This window comes from Vibrio sp. Scap24, from assembly GCF_013394185.1.
In the GTDB taxonomy this organism is placed as follows: Bacteria; Pseudomonadota; Gammaproteobacteria; order Enterobacterales; family Vibrionaceae; genus Vibrio; species Vibrio pomeroyi.
Map to the genome: position 1 here is coordinate 2,983,694 of NZ_CP041332.1, position 18,670 is coordinate 3,002,363.

General features: G+C 44.4%; 18 protein-coding genes. 15 read left to right on the forward strand and 3 right to left on the reverse strand.

Annotation, left to right across the window (positions count from 1 at the left end):
• The first annotated feature begins 18 nt into the window (after positions 1–18).
• The 3 genes from lolC to lolE are packed head-to-tail and all read left to right on the forward strand — an operon-like array spanning position 19 to position 3,157.
• Positions 19–1,227, forward strand: coding sequence for a lipoprotein-releasing ABC transporter permease subunit LolC (lolC, locus tag FLM53_RS13370; protein WP_176681653.1), 1,209 nt, complete (start codon positions 19–21; stop codon positions 1,225–1,227).
• Positions 1,220–1,912 carry a lipoprotein-releasing ABC transporter ATP-binding protein LolD gene (lolD, locus tag FLM53_RS13375; RefSeq protein ID WP_048669046.1) on the forward strand — a complete coding sequence of 231 codons (693 nt, stop codon included), beginning with the start codon at positions 1,220–1,222 and terminating at the stop codon, positions 1,910–1,912. The genes lolC and lolD overlap by 8 nt, the downstream gene beginning before the upstream one ends.
• Complete coding sequence (lolE, locus tag FLM53_RS13380) at positions 1,913–3,157, forward strand: lipoprotein-releasing ABC transporter permease subunit LolE (protein WP_176681652.1); 1,245 nt, start codon at positions 1,913–1,915, stop codon at positions 3,155–3,157.
• A 224-nt stretch (positions 3,158–3,381) separates the two neighbouring features.
• Here lolE and FLM53_RS13385 read toward each other — a convergent pair whose 3' ends face one another.
• Complete coding sequence (locus FLM53_RS13385) at positions 3,382–3,894, reverse strand: DUF2062 domain-containing protein (RefSeq protein WP_017631697.1); 513 nt, start codon at positions 3,892–3,894, stop codon at positions 3,382–3,384.
• A gap of 17 nt (positions 3,895–3,911) precedes the next feature.
• Between FLM53_RS13385 and FLM53_RS13390 the strand changes: the two genes are divergently transcribed.
• From FLM53_RS13390 to pyrF, 11 genes are all read left to right on the forward strand, one after another.
• Entirely contained in the window at positions 3,912–6,233 is a 2,322-nt protein-coding gene (locus tag FLM53_RS13390; RefSeq protein WP_218113564.1) for a DNA internalization-related competence protein ComEC/Rec2, read from the forward strand.
• A gap of 31 nt (positions 6,234–6,264) precedes the next feature.
• Complete coding sequence (gene msbA / locus FLM53_RS13395; protein WP_176681651.1) at positions 6,265–8,013, forward strand: lipid A ABC transporter ATP-binding protein/permease MsbA; 1,749 nt, start codon at positions 6,265–6,267, stop codon at positions 8,011–8,013.
• Positions 8,014–8,028: 15 nt separating this feature from the next.
• Positions 8,029–9,036, forward strand: coding sequence for a tetraacyldisaccharide 4'-kinase (lpxK, locus tag FLM53_RS13400; RefSeq protein WP_176681650.1), 1,008 nt, complete (start codon positions 8,029–8,031; stop codon positions 9,034–9,036).
• A complete protein-coding gene (locus FLM53_RS13405) occupies positions 9,017–9,196 on the forward strand; it encodes a Trm112 family protein (protein ID WP_176681649.1) in 180 nt (59 codons plus the stop codon). Before lpxK ends, FLM53_RS13405 begins: the two co-directional genes overlap by 20 nt.
• Positions 9,196–9,942 (forward strand): 3-deoxy-manno-octulosonate cytidylyltransferase, encoded by a 747-nt coding sequence (kdsB, locus tag FLM53_RS13410; RefSeq protein ID WP_017086094.1) that lies wholly within the window; start codon positions 9,196–9,198, stop codon positions 9,940–9,942. The genes FLM53_RS13405 and kdsB overlap by 1 nt, the downstream gene beginning before the upstream one ends.
• Before the next feature lie 276 nt (positions 9,943–10,218).
• Complete coding sequence (cmk, locus tag FLM53_RS13415; RefSeq protein ID WP_017060237.1) at positions 10,219–10,899, forward strand: (d)CMP kinase; 681 nt, start codon at positions 10,219–10,221, stop codon at positions 10,897–10,899.
• A gap of 106 nt (positions 10,900–11,005) precedes the next feature.
• The gene (gene rpsA / locus FLM53_RS13420) at positions 11,006–12,676 is read left to right on the forward strand and encodes a 30S ribosomal protein S1 (protein WP_061031784.1); all 1,671 of its coding nucleotides are present in this window, start codon (positions 11,006–11,008) and stop codon (positions 12,674–12,676) included.
• Positions 12,677–12,776: 100 nt separating this feature from the next.
• The gene (gene ihfB / locus FLM53_RS13425; protein ID WP_017060238.1) at positions 12,777–13,061 is read left to right on the forward strand and encodes an integration host factor subunit beta; all 285 of its coding nucleotides are present in this window, start codon (positions 12,777–12,779) and stop codon (positions 13,059–13,061) included.
• A 129-nt stretch (positions 13,062–13,190) separates the two neighbouring features.
• A complete protein-coding gene (locus FLM53_RS13430) occupies positions 13,191–13,463 on the forward strand; it encodes a LapA family protein (RefSeq protein ID WP_010439925.1) in 273 nt (90 codons plus the stop codon).
• A 12-nt stretch (positions 13,464–13,475) separates the two neighbouring features.
• A complete protein-coding gene (gene lapB, locus FLM53_RS13435; RefSeq protein WP_176681648.1) occupies positions 13,476–14,651 on the forward strand; it encodes a lipopolysaccharide assembly protein LapB in 1,176 nt (391 codons plus the stop codon).
• Positions 14,652–14,781: 130 nt separating this feature from the next.
• Positions 14,782–15,477 carry an orotidine-5'-phosphate decarboxylase gene (gene pyrF / locus FLM53_RS13440; RefSeq protein ID WP_017078954.1) on the forward strand — a complete coding sequence of 232 codons (696 nt, stop codon included), beginning with the start codon at positions 14,782–14,784 and terminating at the stop codon, positions 15,475–15,477.
• A 103-nt stretch (positions 15,478–15,580) separates the two neighbouring features.
• On the opposite strand, the gene FLM53_RS13445 is transcribed toward pyrF, so the two are convergent.
• The gene (locus tag FLM53_RS13445; protein WP_306293725.1) at positions 15,581–16,375 is read right to left on the reverse strand and encodes a tRNA-(ms[2]io[6]A)-hydroxylase; all 795 of its coding nucleotides are present in this window, start codon (positions 16,373–16,375) and stop codon (positions 15,581–15,583) included.
• 103 nt (positions 16,376–16,478) lie between these two features.
• Positions 16,479–17,243 (reverse strand): hypothetical protein, encoded by a 765-nt coding sequence (locus FLM53_RS13450; RefSeq protein WP_017629879.1) that lies wholly within the window; start codon positions 17,241–17,243, stop codon positions 16,479–16,481.
• Between the two features lie 322 nt (positions 17,244–17,565).
• Between FLM53_RS13450 and cysB the strand changes: the two genes are divergently transcribed.
• A complete protein-coding gene (gene cysB / locus FLM53_RS13455) occupies positions 17,566–18,540 on the forward strand; it encodes an HTH-type transcriptional regulator CysB (RefSeq protein ID WP_004741986.1) in 975 nt (324 codons plus the stop codon).
• Positions 18,541–18,670: the final 130 nt, after the last annotated feature.

Genomic DNA, 18,670 nt, shown 5'->3' on the forward strand with positions numbered 1-18,670 from the left:
TTTTTGATGGTTCAAAGTATGTTTCATCCTATTTCAATGTTTGTTGGCCTGCGTTATTTGAAAGGCCGTTCAGGTGATCGCTTTAGCCGTTTTGTTTCTTACATGTCGACGGCAGGTATCACCATTGGTGTGCTGTCTTTGATTACTGTTTTATCGGTAATGAACGGATTCGAAGCGCAGTTAAAAGACCGAATCCTCGGCGTTCTTCCTCAAGCTGTAGTTTACGAGCAAGGAGGCACGACCTCACTTTCTGAAAAAGCCCCAAGCTTCGCAGAACAAATCTCTCTTAATGGTCATGTCGAACCAATTGTACGTAGTGAGGCGGTGATTCAGAGCCCGGCTCAATTGTCGGCTGGCCTTTTAATCGGTATCGAGCCAAATTCCGATGACCCACTTCAGGACCACTTAATTGCAGGTCGCTTGTCTTCACTCGAAGCTGGGCAATATCAGTTGTTCCTTGGTCATACTTTGGCGAGAAACTTGAAAGTATCCATGGGTGATAAAGTTCGTTTAATGGTGACCAGCGCAAGTCAATACACACCATTGGGGCGTATTCCAAGCCAACGAAATTTCACCGTAGCCGGCATCTTTAACACGGGTTCGGATATTGATGCTCAGCTCATGGTAAGTAATATTCAAGATGCAGGGCGTTTGATGCGTTACAAGTCAGACACGATTTCAGGCTGGCGACTGTTTTTTGATGACCCGTTTGAAGTGGCGGAGCTATCAAATCAACCGTTGCCAGATGGCTGGTTGTGGAGTGATTGGCGTGACCAACGCGGCGAGCTGTTTCAAGCCGTGCGCATGGAGAAAAACATGATGGGCTTGATGCTTGGACTGATCATCGGTGTTGCTGCATTCAATATTATCTCTGCACTGATTATGGTGGTAATGGAGAAGCAATCTGAAGTTGCAATCCTTAAAACCCAAGGTATGACTGATGGTCAAGTAATGGGTATCTTTATGGTTCAAGGTGCAAGTAGCGGCGTGATTGGTGCGCTCTCAGGTGGCGTGTTAGGCGTTGTCTTGGCCATGAACTTGAATACTATCTTAGAGGCGATGGGTGTTGCTCTGTTCTCGTTTGGTGGTCAACTGCCAATAATGATTAACCCAATTCAAATCGCAGTTGTTGTGGTTCTGGCTATTGCACTTAGCTTGATTGCCACTGTTTTCCCTTCTTATCGTGCATCATCTGTGAAACCTGCTGAGGCCCTTCGTTATGAGTAATTTTCTTCAATGTAATGATATCCGTAAAACGTACCGTGAAGGCTCGTTGGATACTGAAGTCCTTAAAGGCGTCAGCTTTGAGATTGAGAAAGGGGAGCTGGTCTCGATCATTGGTACCTCTGGTTCAGGTAAAAGTACGTTACTGCATATTTTAGGCGCTTTAGATGATGCCTCTGCGGGCAGTGTGAGTTTTCTTGGTCAAGATTTAGCGTCTTTAAGTTCGAACAAGCAAGCTAAACTGCGCAACCAGCATCTAGGTTTCGTTTATCAATTCCACCATCTTCTTTCTGATTTTTCTGCGCTAGAGAACGTGGCTATGCCATTACTTATCGGCGGCGAGAAACCTGCGAAAGCAAAACAAGAAGCACAGCTGTTACTTGATAAAGTCGGACTGAGTCATCGTGTTGATCACCGACCTTCCGAACTTTCTGGTGGTGAAAGACAGCGTGTGGCCATTGCTCGCGCATTGGTAAATAAACCTGCTTTAGTTTTGGCTGATGAGCCGACGGGTAACCTTGACCACAACACCGCGCTGTCTATTTATGATTTAATGCGTGAGTTGAACCGTGAATACGATACTGCCTTCTTGGTGGTGACGCATGATGGTGAACTAGCTAGCAAGATGGATCGTCAACTGCATATGCAAGATGGCTTGTTGGTTAACGTAGAAAAAGAGGAGAGCTAAGTGTTTTCTTCTTTATCTCTATTGATAGGTGGCCGCTTTAGTCGTGCTAAACAACGAGACAAGATGGTGTCTTTCATCTCCTTGTCTTCGACGATCGGTATTGCGGTTGGTGTGGCGGTGATCATTATTGGTTTGTCGGCCATGAATGGTTTTGAGCGTGAGCTCGAATCACGCGTGCTTTCGGTTATTCCACACGGTGAGTTTGAAGGCGTGAATGAACCAGTCACTCGCTGGGAACATGTGATTGAACAGTCTGAGAAACACGACAAGGTTGTGGCTGCAGCGCCTTATGTGAAAATTACAGCGCTTGCTGAAAAGGGCAAAGAGCTGAAAGCGATCGAAGTGCGCGGTGTTGATCCTAAGCGTGAGCAAGAAGTATCAAGCCTGTCTAAGTTTATCGATAAACAAGCTTGGAGTGAATTTAAAGCAGGGCAACAGCAGATCATCTTAGGTTCTGGTGTTGCGAATGTGCTCGGTGCGAAAGTCGGCGATTACCTAACCCTGATGATTCCAACTGTGAATGGAACGGTGAAGGTTCAAGCGCCAAAACGAGTTCGAGTCAAAGTGGTGGGTTTGCTGACTCTTAATGGCCAGATTGACCACAGCTTGGCTTTGATCCCTATTGGAGATGCTCAGGTTTACGCAAACCTAGGTGAGGCGGTAACAGGGGTTTCTTTGAAAGTAACCGATGTACTGAATGCCAACTCGATTGTGCGTGAAGTCGGAAATCAGCTTGATGTGTATGTGTACCTGCGCAGTTGGCAACAGAAGTTTGGTTTCTTGTATAGAGATATTCAGTTGGTTCGCACCATCATGTACCTAGTAATGGTGTTGGTGATTGGTGTAGCTTGTTTCAACATTGTCTCTACTTTGATGATGGCAGTAAAAGACAGAGCATCAGAGATTGCGATACTAAGAACCATGGGTGCATCTGATGGATTAGTGAAACGCATCTTTGTTTGGCAGGGTGTGTTCTCGGGTATATTGGGTAGCTTAGTCGGCAGTGCGATAGGTGTTTTGGTCGCGCTCAATCTCACCACGATTATAAAAGGGCTTGAGAAGTTGATCGATCATCAGTTCCTATCGGGCGATATCTACTTTGTCGACTTCCTGCCATCACAGCTGAATATGACAGATGTTATTGTCGTGTCTGGTACTGCGATTGTTTTAAGCTTATTGGCGACATGGTACCCAGCATCACGAGCCGCGAAGTTGAACCCTGCCTCGGTGTTAAGTTCTAAATAATGGTAGCTCTAAATCACATTGGTCTTTAATAACCAACAAGACCTATTTCTCTAGATGCAAAAAAGGATCCCCGATGGGATCCTTTTTTATTGAATTCAAACTGCATTTCTTACGACTTTTCTTACATGCCAATGTTGCAGAGGTAAGTTGTTCATCTGATTTTTGCTTGTTTACGTTTCACTTGGATCGAATACAAGGATAGATCTAAAAACAGAGTAGGTCGCTCAGTACCTTGCTTTTCGTTTCTTCCAGCTTCTCACTACTGAGTAACGCCATAAGCCGCGAATACCAAAGTAGCCAATCATCGCTGAAACCACGCCACAAATCAGACAACCTAACAGGAACGGAGGTCCTATCGTGCTCATTTGCGCCAAGATAAAGTCCCAAGACAACTCGAAGTGAAAGGCTTGAGGTGGCACATGCATCACAAACGCCCCGACTTTATACGCAAAGTAGAAGAGTACAGGCATGGTGACCGGGTTGCTGATCCAAACAAGAGCGACAGACAACGGTAGATTAACGCCACATGCGACAGCGAGGCCTGCAGACATAATCATTTGACTTGGTAGAGGGACAAACGCCATGAATAACCCAACAGCAAACGCGCCAGCCGCAGAGCGACGATTAAGGCACCATAAGTTGGGGTTGTACAAAACATTGCCAAAAACTTTCAATGCTTTCTGACGCTTGATGAGCTCATGGTCAGGCATAAATCGTTTGATAAACTTTCTTGGCATAGGAGGAAGCTACTCTCTTGTTTAACACTTGGTTCTTGATTTCATTCGCTGCGACAGTTGTGTCTGCCAGCTTTTGGCCTGTGATGCCACATTGGGTTTGGGCACCATTGATGCTGTTGTTACTGATAGCATCAACAAAGTATAGCGTTTTCCGGAGTGCAAGAGGTCCAGTAACAGCATTGATACTAGTTATCTGCCTAGGGAATGCAATTGAAATACAAACGAATCGATTATTCCAATCAGGGCAGAATACTACCATAAATGCGTCGGTTGTTAGCCTTTTTAGTGAAAATAGCCACGGTTTTGAAAGCGTAATAGTAGTCAGATCAATTGGCGGCGAAAAATTAATCTTTCCTCAATTGATAAAACTGCGGTTGTTTACGCCTTTTAAGTTAACACTCGGAGATTATGTCCATTTGTCGGCTTCAATAAAGCCAGTATGGGGCAAGCTCAACGAGGCGGGCTTTGATCTGGAAAAATACCTGTTCAGTACAGGTGTGGTGGCTAATGTCACTTACCGAGCAGGTACAAGATATCGGATTCACTCTAGCACCAACTTACGTTCTCAGTGGTTTGAGAGCAGCCTACAACGGCTAAATAGGCTAGCCAACACCGATCTTATTGTGGCTCTGAGCTTTGGTTATCGAGAGCTCATTCATCCTCAGCGGTGGGGCTTGCTTAAAAGTAGTGGGTTAATTCACTTGATGGCTATTTCAGGGCTCCATATTGGGATTGCTTTTGGTATTGGTTATCAATTGGGGAAGGCAGTTCGATTGATGTCGCCTTCACTGCTCTGGTTGCCCACGCTATTTGGTCTTGGTTTGGCCTATTTCTACAGTTGGTTTGCAGGATTTACTTTGCCGACACTCAGAGCTCTGGTGATGTGTGTTCTCGCGAGTTACTTTTTGTGGCGTGGGCAAAGTATCAGTTTGATTCGCTATGTGGCATTGAGCTTGTGTGTAGTCTTGTTGATTTGGCCATTTTCAGCCTTATCGAGTAGCTTTTGGCTATCCTTTGGTGCGTTAGGCGCGGTGCTCTACATTGCTTTGAACAACAACTCATCTTCTTCAAGCCCCACCTTTATCGGCCGAGTGTTCACGCTCATCAAGATACAGTTCATGTTGACGTTATTAATTGCTCCTTTTTCGATGTTGTTTTTCCAAGGGGTAAGTCTGGTCTCTGTTTTCTATAACCTGCTGTTGTTGCCTTGGGTGTCGATAGTGACGATTCCATTGCTGTTTCTGGCGATGTTTTTCAGCTTGTTCACCGATTTTTTGTTTGGAGCGAGTGCTTTAACTCATGGCCTAGCTTTCAAGTTGTGGAAGCTGGTTGATTTGTCACTTGAGCCTCTGGTTTTCAGTCTTCCTTTCTCTGAACAGTTTTGGATTCAGGTGGATAACCACACGAGTGAGCTAATTGTATTCCTGCTCGTGTTTTTCGGTTTTTTCAGCCGATATATCCAATCGAAATTATCAATATTAACCGTCTCTGTATTTGTATTGTGGTGGGAACTTGGCGAATCCAAACAAGATAGTTTTACCATCGATGTCTTGGATGTCGGACATGGACTGTCTTTGGTTTTAGAGAAGAACAATCAAGTTTTGGTTTATGACCTTGGTAATGCATGGCCGGGAGGGTCGATTGTCGAATCTTTGCTGATTCCTACATTGAACAGTAGAGGCATAAGAGGTATCGAAGGTGTGATAGTCAGCCATTTTGATTCCGACCATGCTGGTGGCTTTCCGGCATTACTTGAGAGTTACTATCCTAAGTGGGTAAGAACTAGTCAGAACATTAACCTACAAACCCAATCTACCACTCAAGCTCAGTCTAATATTCAAGCATGTACTATTGGAGAGGCTTGGGACTGGCAGGGTATTGAGTTTGAGGTGCTGTGGCCTCCTCAACGAGTGAAGAGGGCATATAACCCACATTCGTGTGTTGTCAGAATATATGAACCAGACTCAGAGTTTTCGATGCTGTTAACGGGTGATATCGAACTAGTAAGTGAGTGGTTACTTGCTCGTCAAGGCGAACTACTCAGGAGTGATGTCATGTTGGTTCCGCATCATGGCAGCGATTCGTCATCGATTAAGCCGTTTATTGAGGCAGTGTCACCTCAGTTGGCGATAGCTTCTCTAGCTAAAGGGAATCAATGGGGAATGCCGAGCGAGTCGGTGATTGCACGTTATCAAGAAGTGGGAAGCACATGGCTTGATACAGGAGAAAGCGGACAAATAACCATCACTCTTACTCAGGAAGGTTGGCAATATCATACGATTAGAGAGGAACAAGGTAGGCAGTGGTATAGGCAGATGCTCCGTAAGGGAGTAGAATAGATAGATTATTGTGAGAAAATTAAGCGATTCTATGTCAACACAAACAGATGAAACTACCTGGGTCACGTTTAAAAGACTTTGGACTTATATTCGATTATATAAGGCTGGCCTTGGTGTTGCGGTTATTGCGCTTATTATAAATGCCGTCTCTGATACCTATATGATTTCCTTACTAAAGCCGTTACTTGATGAAGGCTTTGGTAATGCTGAATCTGACTTTTTACGCACGCTTCCAATCATTATCTTTGCCATGATGTTCATTCGTGGTGTCAGTGGTTTTGTCTCAACCTATTGCTTGAGCTGGGTTTCTGGCAATGTGGTGATGGAAATTCGTCGCAAAATTTTCAGCCATTTCATGCATATGCCTGTGTCTTTCTTCGATAAAGAACAGACAGGTGCGTTGCTATCTCGAATTACTTACGATTCAGAGCAAGTGTCTGCCGCGACGAGTAAAGCGCTAGTCAGCATTGTACGTGAGGGTGCAAGCATCATTGGTTTATTGACCTTGATGTTCTGGAACAGTTGGCAGTTGTCTTTGGTTCTATTCGCGGTTGCTCCTCTTGTTGCGTGGGCGATCAGCATTGTATCGAAGCGATTTAGAAAGATTTCTAAAAATATGCAAACCAGCATGGGTCACGTTGCTTCTTCAGCTGAGCAAATGTTGAAAGGCCACAAGGTGGTCCTTACTTACGGTGGTCAGGATCTAGAAAAACACCGCTTTGACAAAGTAAGTAACCAGATGCGCCAACAAAGCATGAAGTTAATCACCGCTCAAGCCGCTGCGAACCCGATCATTCAAATGATCGCTTCAGTGGCGATTGTGGTGGTTCTTTTCTTGGCGAGTGTCGATTCTATTAAAGCAGAACTAACGCCGGGTACATTCACTGTTGTGTTCTCTGCAATGTTTGGTTTGTTGCGTCCACTAAAAGCGCTAACTAACGTAACGTCTGAGTTCCAGCGCGGTATGGCAGCAAGTACCACACTATTTGGTTTGATGGATCTAGAGACTGAGCAAAACACAGGTACGTTGAAACCTAAAACGGTAACTGGTGAGGTTGCTGTAAAAGATGTGACGTTTACTTATGATGGTGCAGAGAAGCCTGCTCTCGATAAGGTCAGCTTTAATATACCGAAAGGTAAGACAGTCGCACTTGTCGGCCGTTCAGGTTCGGGCAAGAGTACCATCGCTAACCTGTTTACTCGTTTCTATGACGTCGATTCGGGCTCTATCGAATTGGATGGACACGACATTCGTGATTACGAATTGAGAAACCTACGTGAGCACTTTGCTCTTGTTTCTCAAAATGTTCACCTGTTTAACGATACGGTCGCGAACAACATCGCTTATGCAGCAGAAGAGCAATATACTCGCGAACAGATTGAACACGCAGCTAAGCTTGCTCATGCAAGTGAGTTCATCGAAGGCATGGAAAATGGCATCGATACCGTTGTTGGTGAAAATGGTGCGAGCCTTTCTGGCGGTCAAAGACAGCGTATTGCAATTGCACGTGCTCTATTAAGAGATGCGCCTGTGCTGATTCTTGATGAGGCGACGTCTGCATTGGATACTGAATCAGAGAGAGCGATTCAGTCTGCATTGGAAGAACTGCAAAAAGATAAGACTGTGTTGGTGATTGCTCACCGTCTATCGACTATCGAGCAAGCCGATGAGATCTTAGTGGTTGATGATGGCCAAATTGTAGAAAGAGGCGCACACGCAGAACTTATTGAACATGACGGTGCTTACGCGCAGCTGCACCGAATTCAGTTCAGCGGATAAGATTAGGTCGTTGTTGTGATCGAAAAGATTTGGTTTAACAATCATCCGTTGAAATATCTATTTTGGCCACTTCTGTGGCCAATGAGCCTGCTGTTCAAAATGATCAGTGGGCAGCGTCGTAATGCGTATCTTTCTGGCAAAAAAGAGACCTATCGACCACCTCTGCCAGTGATTGTTGTTGGTAACATAACCGCTGGTGGGAACGGCAAAACCCCCGTCGTGATCTGGCTAGTTGAGATGCTGCAAGCCAGTGGTTTTAAACCTGGTGTAGTATCTCGAGGTTATGGAGCTAAAGCGCCCAATTACCCCCTCGTTCTAGATGAAAATACGCCAGCTGAGCATTCGGGTGACGAACCTCGTTTGATTCGCAAGCGAACCGGTTGTCCTGTTGCGGTTGACCCTGTACGTGCAAATGCCGTGAAGGCTTTGCTGAGTGAAGGTGTTAATGTCATTATTACTGATGATGGCCTGCAGCATTATGCACTTGAGCGCGACATTGAATTTTCTGTTATTGATGGTGCAAGACGTTTCGGTAATGAGAGCCTAATTCCACTCGGCCCATTACGAGAGCCAGTATCACGTTTAGATGATGTTGATTTCTTGATTAACAATGGCGGAAAGGCGCAAGGGCGAGAGCTCTCAATGTCTTTGCAACCAAGCCAAGCAGTCAATCTAAAAACGGGTCAGAAAGTATCGGTCGCTGAATTACCAAAGCTGGTGGCTTTTGCAGGAATAGGTCATCCGCCACGCTTTTTTAAAACATTAGACGATCTTGATGGTGATGTGGTTTTCACCCAAGGCTTCGTCGACCATCAGGATTTTGATAAAGATGAACTTCATGCCTTAGCAAAAAAAGGTATGAATATGATTATGACAGAAAAAGACGCTGTTAAATGCGGAGAATATGCTCAAGATAACTGGTGGTATCTTCCAGTTTCTGCGCAGTTCGACGAAGATTCGCAACAGCAAATTTTAAAAAGAATAAATGAGGTTATGGAATACTATGGATCACCGTCTGCTTGAGATCGTTGCTTGCCCTGTATGTAAAGGTAAACTAACTTATGACAAGGATAAGCAAGAGCTTGTTTGTAAAATCGATCGCCTAGCTTACCCAATCAAAGAGGGTATTCCTGTTCTTCTTGAACCTGAAGCTCGCACTCTTTCAATGGATGAGGGCAAGTAATGTCTTACACGGTTGTTATACCGGCAAGATACCAATCGAGCCGTTTGCCAGGTAAGCCTTTGGCTGACATTGGCGGCAAGCCGATGATTCAATGGGTATACGAACAGTCAATGAAGGCAGGTGCTGATAACGTTATTATCGCTACCGATGACGCTCGAGTTGAAAAAGCGGCGAAAGCATTTGGCGCGACCGTTTGTATGACATCACCGAATCATGAATCAGGTACTGAGCGCTTAGCTGAAGTGATTGAGGTAATGAAGATTCCTGATGACCACATCATCGTGAATGTTCAAGGTGATGAACCTCTTATCCCGCCAGCCATTATTAATCAGGTGGCGAATAACCTCGCAAACAGCACGGCACCAATGGCAACGTTAGGTGTAGAAATTACTCACGCTGATGAAGTGTTTAATCCTAACGCTGTAAAAGTTGTGACGGATAAAGACGGTTACGCATTGTATTTTAGCCGTGCGACGATTCCTTGGGATCGAGATGCTTACGCGAACAACGGTACTGCTGCGGAATCTCCATTGCTTCGTCATATTGGTATCTACGCTTACCGAGCGGGTTTCATCAATACGTACATCAATTGGGAGCCAAGTACCCTAGAGCGTATTGAGTGCCTAGAGCAACTACGCGTGCTTTGGTACGGAGAGAAGATCCACGTAGACGTTGCGGTTGAAGCGCCTGCAGCGGGTGTCGATACGCCGGAAGACTTGGAAGCGGTTCGCGCCATCATTGGTTAAGCCTCTTTGAGCTAACACTTCTTTACGCTACGAATTGCAAAATCATGAGCCTTGCTTATCGCGAGGCTTTTTTATGCCTGTAGAAAATGTGTACGTGTCTTATTGACCTAAGCTGGTGGATATTGAGTCGGTCGCATTCGCCAATGCATCATCAACTCTGAATTATCTGAGATTTACCTCGCTCGACTTCCAATTTTTCTCTATAATATGCCGCCTATAAAGTAGTGGCGAATCGCTAGTACAGAATAAAACTTACGACAAAACGTGGAGTAAAAGATGCCTTCTCAAAGCCCAGTGATTACGGTTGATGGACCAAGTGGTGCAGGTAAAGGTACCCTGTGTATGTTGCTAGCAGATAAGCTAGGCTTTCATCTTCTAGACTCAGGTGCGATCTATCGCGTACTGGCGTTAGCGGCAATTCATCACGGTGTAGATACTGAATCAGAAGACGCTTTAGTACCTCTTGCAACTCACTTAGACGTGCAGTTTATTGCTGAAGGCGACCTAGTTAAGGTTATCTTAGAAGGTGAAGACGTGTCTGGTGAACTTCGTAAAGAAGAGACCGGCATGGCGGCTTCGAAAGTAGCTGCTCTACCTCGCGTTCGTGAAGCTCTGCTTCGTCGTCAACGTGCATTCAGTGCAGCGCCTGGCCTAGTGGCTGATGGCCGTGACATGGGAACGGTTGTGTTTCCTGAAGCTGAAGCGAAAATATTTTTAGATGCAAGTGCTGAAGAGCGTGCGAGTCGCCGCCTTAAACAGTTGCAACAGAAGGGGTTAGATGTTAAATTTGACGACCTTTTGAGCGAGATCCAAGAGCGAGACGACCGAGATCGTAATCGCCCAGTGGCGCCACTTCGCCCTGCAGAGGACGCTCTAGTGCTTGATTCCACCTCAATGAATATTGAGCAGGTAGTAGAAAAAGCACTACACTATATTGAATCGAAACTAGCTGGGTAATTCTACCCGGCTGGCAAGAACGTTGGTCGCAAGGATGATGACCGGCGAATTTATCAACCCCATGCGGTAGGATACCCATGGACGTTTAATTATTGAAGATTAAATAATGACTGAATCTTTTGCTCAACTCTTTGAAGAGTTTCTAAACGAAACAGAATTCCAACAAGGCAGCATCGTTAAAGGTACTGTAGTAGCTATCGAGAACGGTTTCGTTCTTGTAGACGCTGGTCTTAAGTCTGAATCTGCTATCCCTGCTGAACAATTCAAGAACGCTGCTGGCGAACTTGAAGTTGAAGTTGGTGCTGAAGTAGACGTAGCTCTAGACGCTGTTGAAGATGGTTTCGGTGAGACTCAACTTTCTCGTGAGAAAGCTAAGCGCCACGAAGCTTGGATCGTACTTGAGAAAGCTTGCGAAGAAGCTGAAACTGTTGTTGGTATCATCAACGGTAAAGTTAAAGGCGGTTTCACTGTTGAACTTAACGGTATCCGTGCTTTCCTTCCAGGTTCTCTAGTAGACGTACGTCCTATCCGTGACACTGCTCACCTAGAAAACAAAGAGCTAGAGTTCAAAGTAATCAAGCTAGACCAGAAGCGTAACAACGTTGTTGTTTCTCGTCGTGCTGTTATCGAATCTGAAAACAGTGTTGAGCGTGACGAACTTCTTGAAACTCTACAAGAAGGTACTGAAGTTAAAGGTATCGTTAAGAACCTTACTGACTACGGTGCATTCGTTGACCTTGGCGGTGTTGACGGTCTTCTACATATCACAGATATGGCTTGGAAGCGCGTTAAGCACCCATCAGAGATCGTTAACGTTGGTGACGAAATCCTAGTTAAAGTTCTTAAGTTCGATCGTGAGCGCACTCGTGTTTCACTAGGTCTTAAGCAACTAGGCGAAGATCCATGGGTAGCAATCGCTAAGCGTTACCCAGAAGGTCACAAGCTTTCTGGTCGTGTTACTAACCTAACTGACTACGGCTGCTTCGTTGAAATCGAAGAAGGCGTTGAAGGTCTAGTACACGTTTCTGAAATGGATTGGACTAACAAGAACATCCACCCTTCTAAAGTTGTTAATGTTGGCGACGAAGTTGAGGTTATGGTTCTTGATATCGACGAAGAACGTCGTCGTATCTCTCTAGGTCTGAAACAGTGTAAAGCTAACCCATGGCAGTCATTTGCAGAAATGCAAGCTAAGGGCGACAAAGTTACTGGTAAGATCAAGTCTATCACTGACTTTGGTATCTTCATCGGTCTAGAAGGCGGTATCGACGGTCTTGTACACCTATCTGACATTTCTTGGAATGTTGCTGGCGAAGACGCTGTACGTGAGTACAAGAAAGGCGACGAAATCTCAGCAGTTGTTCTAGCAGTAGATGCAGAGCGTGAGCGTATTTCTCTTGGCGTTAAGCAAATGGAAAACGACCCGTTCAACGCATACGTTGCTGACAACAAGAAAGGTGTTCTTGTAAACGGTACTGTTACTGCAGTTGACGCGAAAGGCGCTACTATCGAGCTAATCGAAGGCGTTGAAGGTTACATCCGCGCTTCTGAAGTTTCTCGCGACCGTATCGAAGATGCATCTCTAATCCTAAGCGTTGGCGACAGCGTTGAAGCGAAGTTCACTGGTGTAGACCGTAAGAACCGCGTAATCAACCTATCTATCAAAGCTAAAGATGAAGCTGATGAGCAAGAAGCAATGGCTTCACTGAACAAGTCTGAAGAAGGCGCGTTCGGTAACGCAATGGCAGACGCATTCAAAGCTGCTAAAGGCGAATAATTTAATTTTTCGCTAAGAAAGGAGCCGTAAGGCTCCTTTTTTTTTGCTTATTTTTCCGATAGGTCTATAATTTCTAAAAAGAAAACCAACGAGGGTAACTATGACTAAGTCTGAATTGATTGAAAGACTGTGCGCTGAGCAAACGCATCTTTCTGCAAAAGAAATTGAAGACGCTGTAAAAGACATTTTAGAGCATATGGCTTCAACACTAGAAAGTGGTGATCGAATCGAAATTCGCGGCTTTGGCAGCTTTTCTCTGCATTATCGTGAGCCTCGTGTTGGACGTAACCCAAAGACTGGTGACAAAGTAGAGTTAGAAGGTAAATACGTTCCTCACTTCAAACCAGGTAAAGAGCTGCGTGAACGAGTAAACTCAGGAATGTAGCCTACTTATCGGAATTAAGAAAAGCGGCATACTATAATGTATGCCGCTTTTTTATGACCATAATATGGTGGTCTGATTAGTAATTTTCCTGCATAATCGTACAGCTAACCAACCAATGAGTGATGAACTATGAAAATTATAAAAATAGTCGCCGTTATCGCACTTTTCCTAATTGCACTGGCTTTAGGCTCTCAAAACCAAACAACTGTGAATTTCAACTATCTGCTTGCACAAGGTGACTTCCACCTATCAAGTTTATTAGGTGTTGTATTCGTTTCAGGCTTTGGCCTCGCTTGGTTAGTCTTTGGTAACATGCACATGCGGTCACAGCTAAAAATTCATCGCTTGAAGAAGCAACTCAATAAGCAATCAAAGCAGGTCGCTGCTGATACTAAAGCTTAAAGGCTATATTTGATGTTAGAGTTACTGTTCTTACTTTTGCCTATCGCAGCCGCTTATGGTTGGTATATGGGTAATCGTAACGCTCAGCAAGAAAAACAAAAACAATCACACCAGATCTCCCGTCAATACGTGACGGGTTTGAACCTATTACTGTCAGACCAATCTGACAAAGCGGTTGATCACTTCATCGAGCTACTTCAAGTAGACAATGAAACCATCGATACTCACTTGGCTTTGGGCAACTTGTTCCGTTCAAGAGGCGAAGTCGACCGCGCTATTCGTATTCACCAAAATCTTATCTCTCGTTCGGGATTAACGCTCGATCAGAAAAACCTCGCACTGCAACAATTAGCTAAAGATTATATGGTCTCTGGCTTTCTTGATCGCGCCGAAAAAATCTTTGAACAGCTTGTAGAAGAACCCGACCATAAAGAGGGTGCTCTGCAACAGTTGGTTGCTATTTATCAGCAAACACGTGAGTGGAACAAAGCTATCCATTACGGAAATATCTTAGTTAAACTCGGCAAGAAGAAAATGAAGATGCGTGCCACAGTCGCGCATTTCTGGTGTGAGCTTGCGATGCAAGAACAAGCCGACGGTAACCGCTCTAAGGCGCTGCAACACTTCAAGAAGGCTCTGTCTGAGGATCCTAAATGTGTTCGCGCTAGCATTGCTTTAGGTAAGTTCCATTTAGCGAATGAAGATTACCAAAAGACCATCGATTGTCTTGAATCTGTACTCGAGCAAGATATCGACTTCATTAGCGAAGTGTTACCAACACTTGCTGAGTGTTACCACAAGCTGGGACAAGAAGCTCAACTGGTCGAATTCCTTAAAGCGTGTATCCAGAAGAAAGCAGGCGTATCTGCGGAACTGATGCTTGCGCAATTAGTTGCTTACCATGAAGATGTTGGCTCTGCTCAAGAACTACTGACCAAGCAACTTGTTAAAAACCCAACCATGAAAGGCTTCTATCGATTAATCGATTATCACCTAGCAGAAGCAGAAGAAGGTCGAGCTAAAGATAGCTTAACCACGCTTCAATCCATGGTTGGTGAGCAGCTTAAAGTTAAGCCTCATTACCGTTGCCGCCAGTGTGGTTTCTCAACACACTCAATGTATTGGCACTGCCCTTCATGTAAAGGGTGGGGGACGATCAAGCCTATTCGTGGGCTTGATGGTGAATAGATTTGTGGTCATTTTTAGACCAAATTTTTAATTGCAGCTTTCGGGCTGCATTTTTATGACTGTTATTTATCACCCGCTATGTGTAGGTGAGTAAATATTTTGTAGAAAGTTAACTGCGTTAGGAGATGAAATGAACGACCAAAAAATCATTGTAGCCTTGGATTATGACAACCAAGCGGATGCGTTAGCCTTTGTTGATCGTATTGACCCAGCATCTTGCCGTTTAAAAGTCGGCAAAGAGATGTTTACCTTGTTTGGCCCTGAGTTTGTTCGTGAATTACACAAGCGTGGTTTCTCAGTATTCTTAGACCTTAAATTTCACGACATTCCTAACACATGTTCAAAAGCAGTGCGTGCTGCCGCGGAACTTGGCGTATGGATGGTGAACGTACACGCAAGTGGCGGTGAGCGTATGATGACGGCTTCTCGCGAAATCTTAGAACCGTATGGTAAAGATCGTCCGTTGCTTATCGGTGTAACAGTACTAACCAGTATGGAGCAGTCTGATCTAGCGGGTATCGGCTTAGACCTAGAGCCACAACAGCAAGTAATGCGCTTGGCTTCTCTTACTAAAAACTCTGGTCTAGACGGTGTGGTATGTTCAGCGCAAGAGGCTTCATTGTTGAAAGGTGCACTTGGTCAGGAGTTCAAACTAGTGACTCCGGGTATTCGCCCTGTGGGTGCTGATGTTGGTGACCAGAAGCGAATCATGACGCCTTCTAAAGCGATTGAATCAGGTTCTGATTACCTAGTTATCGGTCGTCCAATTACTCAAGCTATAGACCCTGCAGCTGTTCTTGCTGAGATTAACGGTACTCTAGCTTAAGTTTCTCTTATAGCTAGCGATACGAATAAAGAAGGCCAGCAAATTGCTGGCCTTCTTGTTTGTTTGCGATAAACAGAGTTTGTTCGGGCTAGATTGACTTAACTTAAACCGGCGCACCACTATGGAATTTAAAATCGCTGTCTTCTGAAGTAATAAGGTCAGCTTCTACTTGAGCAAAGTGTGCAATACGTTCAGAGATATCTTTCCCCGCGATCTGCTCTGCTAGCTCAAGGTAATCTTGATAATGACGCGCTTCTGAGCGAAGTAGAGACACGTAAAACTTCTCCATGTCTTCTTCTAAGAAAGGCGCTAATTTAGCGAAGCGTTCACAAGAACGAGCTTCAATAAACGCACCGATGATCAGCTTATCAACCAGAGCGTCCGGCTCGTAAGTTTTAACTTGCTTGATCAAACCTTTCGCGTAACGACCTGCTTCGATCGGTTGGTAAGTCACGCCTTTCTTTTCCATCAACTCCATCACTTGATAGAAATGATGCAGTTCTTCTTTAATCAGTAGAACCATTTTGTCGATCAGGTCAGCACCGTAATTACAGCCTTCTTTCGCTGTGATTTGCTTCGATACGTTGCTCTTGCCACGAAGTGACTGTAGATCTCCAATACGGCGGTAAGCAAACTGCTCGTATGGCAAGATCCACTCATTCAGTTGCTTGGCGCTTTCTTTGTCAACCGCGTACTTACGGATAAGGAACAGAGCACTTTGAGCCGCTTTTAGCTCACAAAGCATGTGATCACGAAGAATGATGTGAAGGTTTTCTGGCTTTTTGGCTTCATCGATCCATGAATCTGGCGTTTCGGCTTTAAGAAAGGAGTGAATTGGAGCTAATAGTTCTTGATACATGGTCGGGGCAAGTTTGTTGATAATGCGGGATTTTATCACAGCTCACTAGATCTCCCTATACGGAGAAAGGAAATTAACTAGGTACAAAAAAGGCCGCTTATTTAAGTAAATAAGGCGGCCTTTTCTTGTTTGGGCTAGACGATTACCATTTCTTCTTCTGACCGAATAGGGCATCCATATCGTCGTCACGCTCTTTAGATTCCATCTGTTGTAAATCTTGAGCGTTTTTATCTTGGCGCTTCTGATCAAGGTCGTTAAGCATCTGCTGAAGCTTCTCTTTTGCTTGATTAGAGTATGAGTCGTTTTTAGTTGCTAACGCATCAATACCTTTACGCAGTAACTGAATCGCTGTGCCTGGTTGACCACGAGATATTGAGTCGTTTGCACGTTTGATAACGTTCTCGATGTTAATACGAATTTGAATTGTCTCGAGACGAGCGTTCTCAACCACATAAGCTTGGGTTTCAAAACGACCTTTGTTGTGTTCATTACGAACCGTATCGCGAAGGCGTTTGACTAGCTTAAGCATCATGATCGCTTGCTTATCACTGCTTGGCACGCGGAAAGCTGTACTTTCACCACCTTGGTAGTTCTCTTTAAGCTGAGTGATTTGTTGCTTTACGCTTTCGATACGTTGAGCGAGTTGCTTATTTTTAGGGTCGAGCTGATACATGTTTTCTAATGCATCAAGAATTCGATTATTTAGGCATACAAGAAGATCTTGGCTAAACGGCATATGGTGAGCATTACCAATCAACTCTTCAGTTCCGTCAATAATGGTTAGATAACGAGAAGCTTCCTGTTTCTTCGCTGTTTCTACCTTAACTTTGTATTGAAGCATGATGTTGTAGCCTAAAACCAACACCAAAAGAACGGCTACTAAGGCGATTATTAAACCAATATTCATATATTTGTGTCTGCTTGTTGTTTTCTATAGCTAACTGGAGAGGATACACGATTCCATTATGTATCGGCACTCGTAAATTGCAATTTCTGATTATCTCTTGTTGAGCGCAATCGGCAATCAAAATTTACCAACTAATGTATGAGAATGAGGAGTGGGTTGCAAAGCGTTAGTGATGTTTTTGTTTGTTAAGCTATAAAAGCTCAATTTTTCTGTCATTTTTGTGCTTGAAGCGTTATAACTATTAATTATATTACACGAGACTATAACGCTCTCTTTGCAAATAAGTTAGCACAGAAATGAGTAAAGGATTACGAGGTTAGATATGAAGTTACAGCAACTGAAGTACATTGTTGAGGTTGTAAACCATAACCTAAATGTTTCTGCGACCGCAGAGAGTTTATACACATCTCAGCCTGGCATCAGTAAACAGGTTAGATTGCTTGAGGATGAGCTGGGTATTCAGATCTTTGAGCGAAGCGGCAAGCACTTAACGCAGGTGACTCAAGCTGGTGAGGATATCATTCGTATCTCTCAAGAGATTTTAGCTCGTGTTGAAAGTATTAAAGCGGTAGCGGGTGAGCATACTCATCCAGAGATGGGTACATTGAACATTTCAACGACTCATACCCAAGCACGTTACGCTCTTCCTGATGTGATTAAAGGCTTTACTGCCCGTTACCCTAAAGTTTCGCTTCACATGCACCAAGGTACACCGAGTCAAATGTCTGAGGCCGTTGCGAAAGGGACTGCAAACTTTGCTATTGCGACTGAAGCTCTTCACCTTTACCAAGACGCGATTATGCTGCCTTGTTACCACTGGAATCGCTCAATCGTAGTAACCAAAGATCACCCTCTTGCTCAAAAGCAAAATATCACGATTGAAGATCTAGCCGCTTATTCTCTAGTAACTTACGTATTTGGTTTCACTGGCCGCTCAGAACTTGATACCGCATTCAACAAAGTTGGTCTAACACCGCGCGTTGTGTTTACCGCGACAGATGCGGACGTAATCAAAACTTATGTTCGTATGGGCATTGGTGTTGGTGTTATCGCGAGTATGGCAATTGACCATGAACAAGATACTGATTTGGTTGCCATTGATGCAAGCCACCTATTTGGTGCGAGCACGACAAGCATCGGCTTTAGAAAGGGCACCTTCCTGCGTTCTTACATGTTTGATTTCATGGAGCGCTTTGCACCGCACTTAACTCGCCCTGTTGTCGAGCAGGCTATTTCTTTGAAATCCAATGAAGAGATTGAAGAGATGTTTAAAGATATCGAGCTACCTGTTCGTTAATCTCATCGTGCAAATCTATATTCTTATTCGGCCTGTATCTACAGGCCGTTTTTCTTTCTGATTTCGAACTCTCTTTACTGCTCTCTTTTATATCGAGCCTTTCCATTTCCGTTTGTTACCCCTACAATCC

Excerpts from the sequence above, each read along its gene's own strand:
- ihfB (WP_017060238.1), top strand. The coding sequence starts at position 12,777 with ATGACTAAGTCTGAATTGATTGAAAGACTGTGCGCTGAGCAAACGCAT.
- FLM53_RS13450 (WP_017629879.1), bottom strand. The coding sequence starts at position 17,243 with ATGAATATTGGTTTAATAATCGCCTTAGTAGCCGTTCTTTTGGTGTTG.
- FLM53_RS13430 (WP_010439925.1), top strand. The coding sequence starts at position 13,191 with ATGAAAATTATAAAAATAGTCGCCGTTATCGCACTTTTCCTAATTGCA.
- msbA (WP_176681651.1), top strand. The coding sequence starts at position 6,265 with ATGTCAACACAAACAGATGAAACTACCTGGGTCACGTTTAAAAGACTT.
- kdsB (WP_017086094.1), top strand. The coding sequence starts at position 9,196 with ATGTCTTACACGGTTGTTATACCGGCAAGATACCAATCGAGCCGTTTG.
- rpsA (WP_061031784.1), top strand. The coding sequence starts at position 11,006 with ATGACTGAATCTTTTGCTCAACTCTTTGAAGAGTTTCTAAACGAAACA.
- lolD (WP_048669046.1), top strand. The coding sequence starts at position 1,220 with ATGAGTAATTTTCTTCAATGTAATGATATCCGTAAAACGTACCGTGAA.
- FLM53_RS13385 (WP_017631697.1), bottom strand. The coding sequence starts at position 3,894 with ATGCCAAGAAAGTTTATCAAACGATTTATGCCTGACCATGAGCTCATC.
- cmk (WP_017060237.1), top strand. The coding sequence starts at position 10,219 with ATGCCTTCTCAAAGCCCAGTGATTACGGTTGATGGACCAAGTGGTGCA.
- lapB (WP_176681648.1), top strand. The coding sequence starts at position 13,476 with ATGTTAGAGTTACTGTTCTTACTTTTGCCTATCGCAGCCGCTTATGGT.
- FLM53_RS13405 (WP_176681649.1), top strand. The coding sequence starts at position 9,017 with ATGGATCACCGTCTGCTTGAGATCGTTGCTTGCCCTGTATGTAAAGGT.
- pyrF (WP_017078954.1), top strand. The coding sequence starts at position 14,782 with ATGAACGACCAAAAAATCATTGTAGCCTTGGATTATGACAACCAAGCG.
- lolC (WP_176681653.1), top strand. The coding sequence starts at position 19 with ATGTTTCATCCTATTTCAATGTTTGTTGGCCTGCGTTATTTGAAAGGC.
- cysB (WP_004741986.1), top strand. The coding sequence starts at position 17,566 with ATGAAGTTACAGCAACTGAAGTACATTGTTGAGGTTGTAAACCATAAC.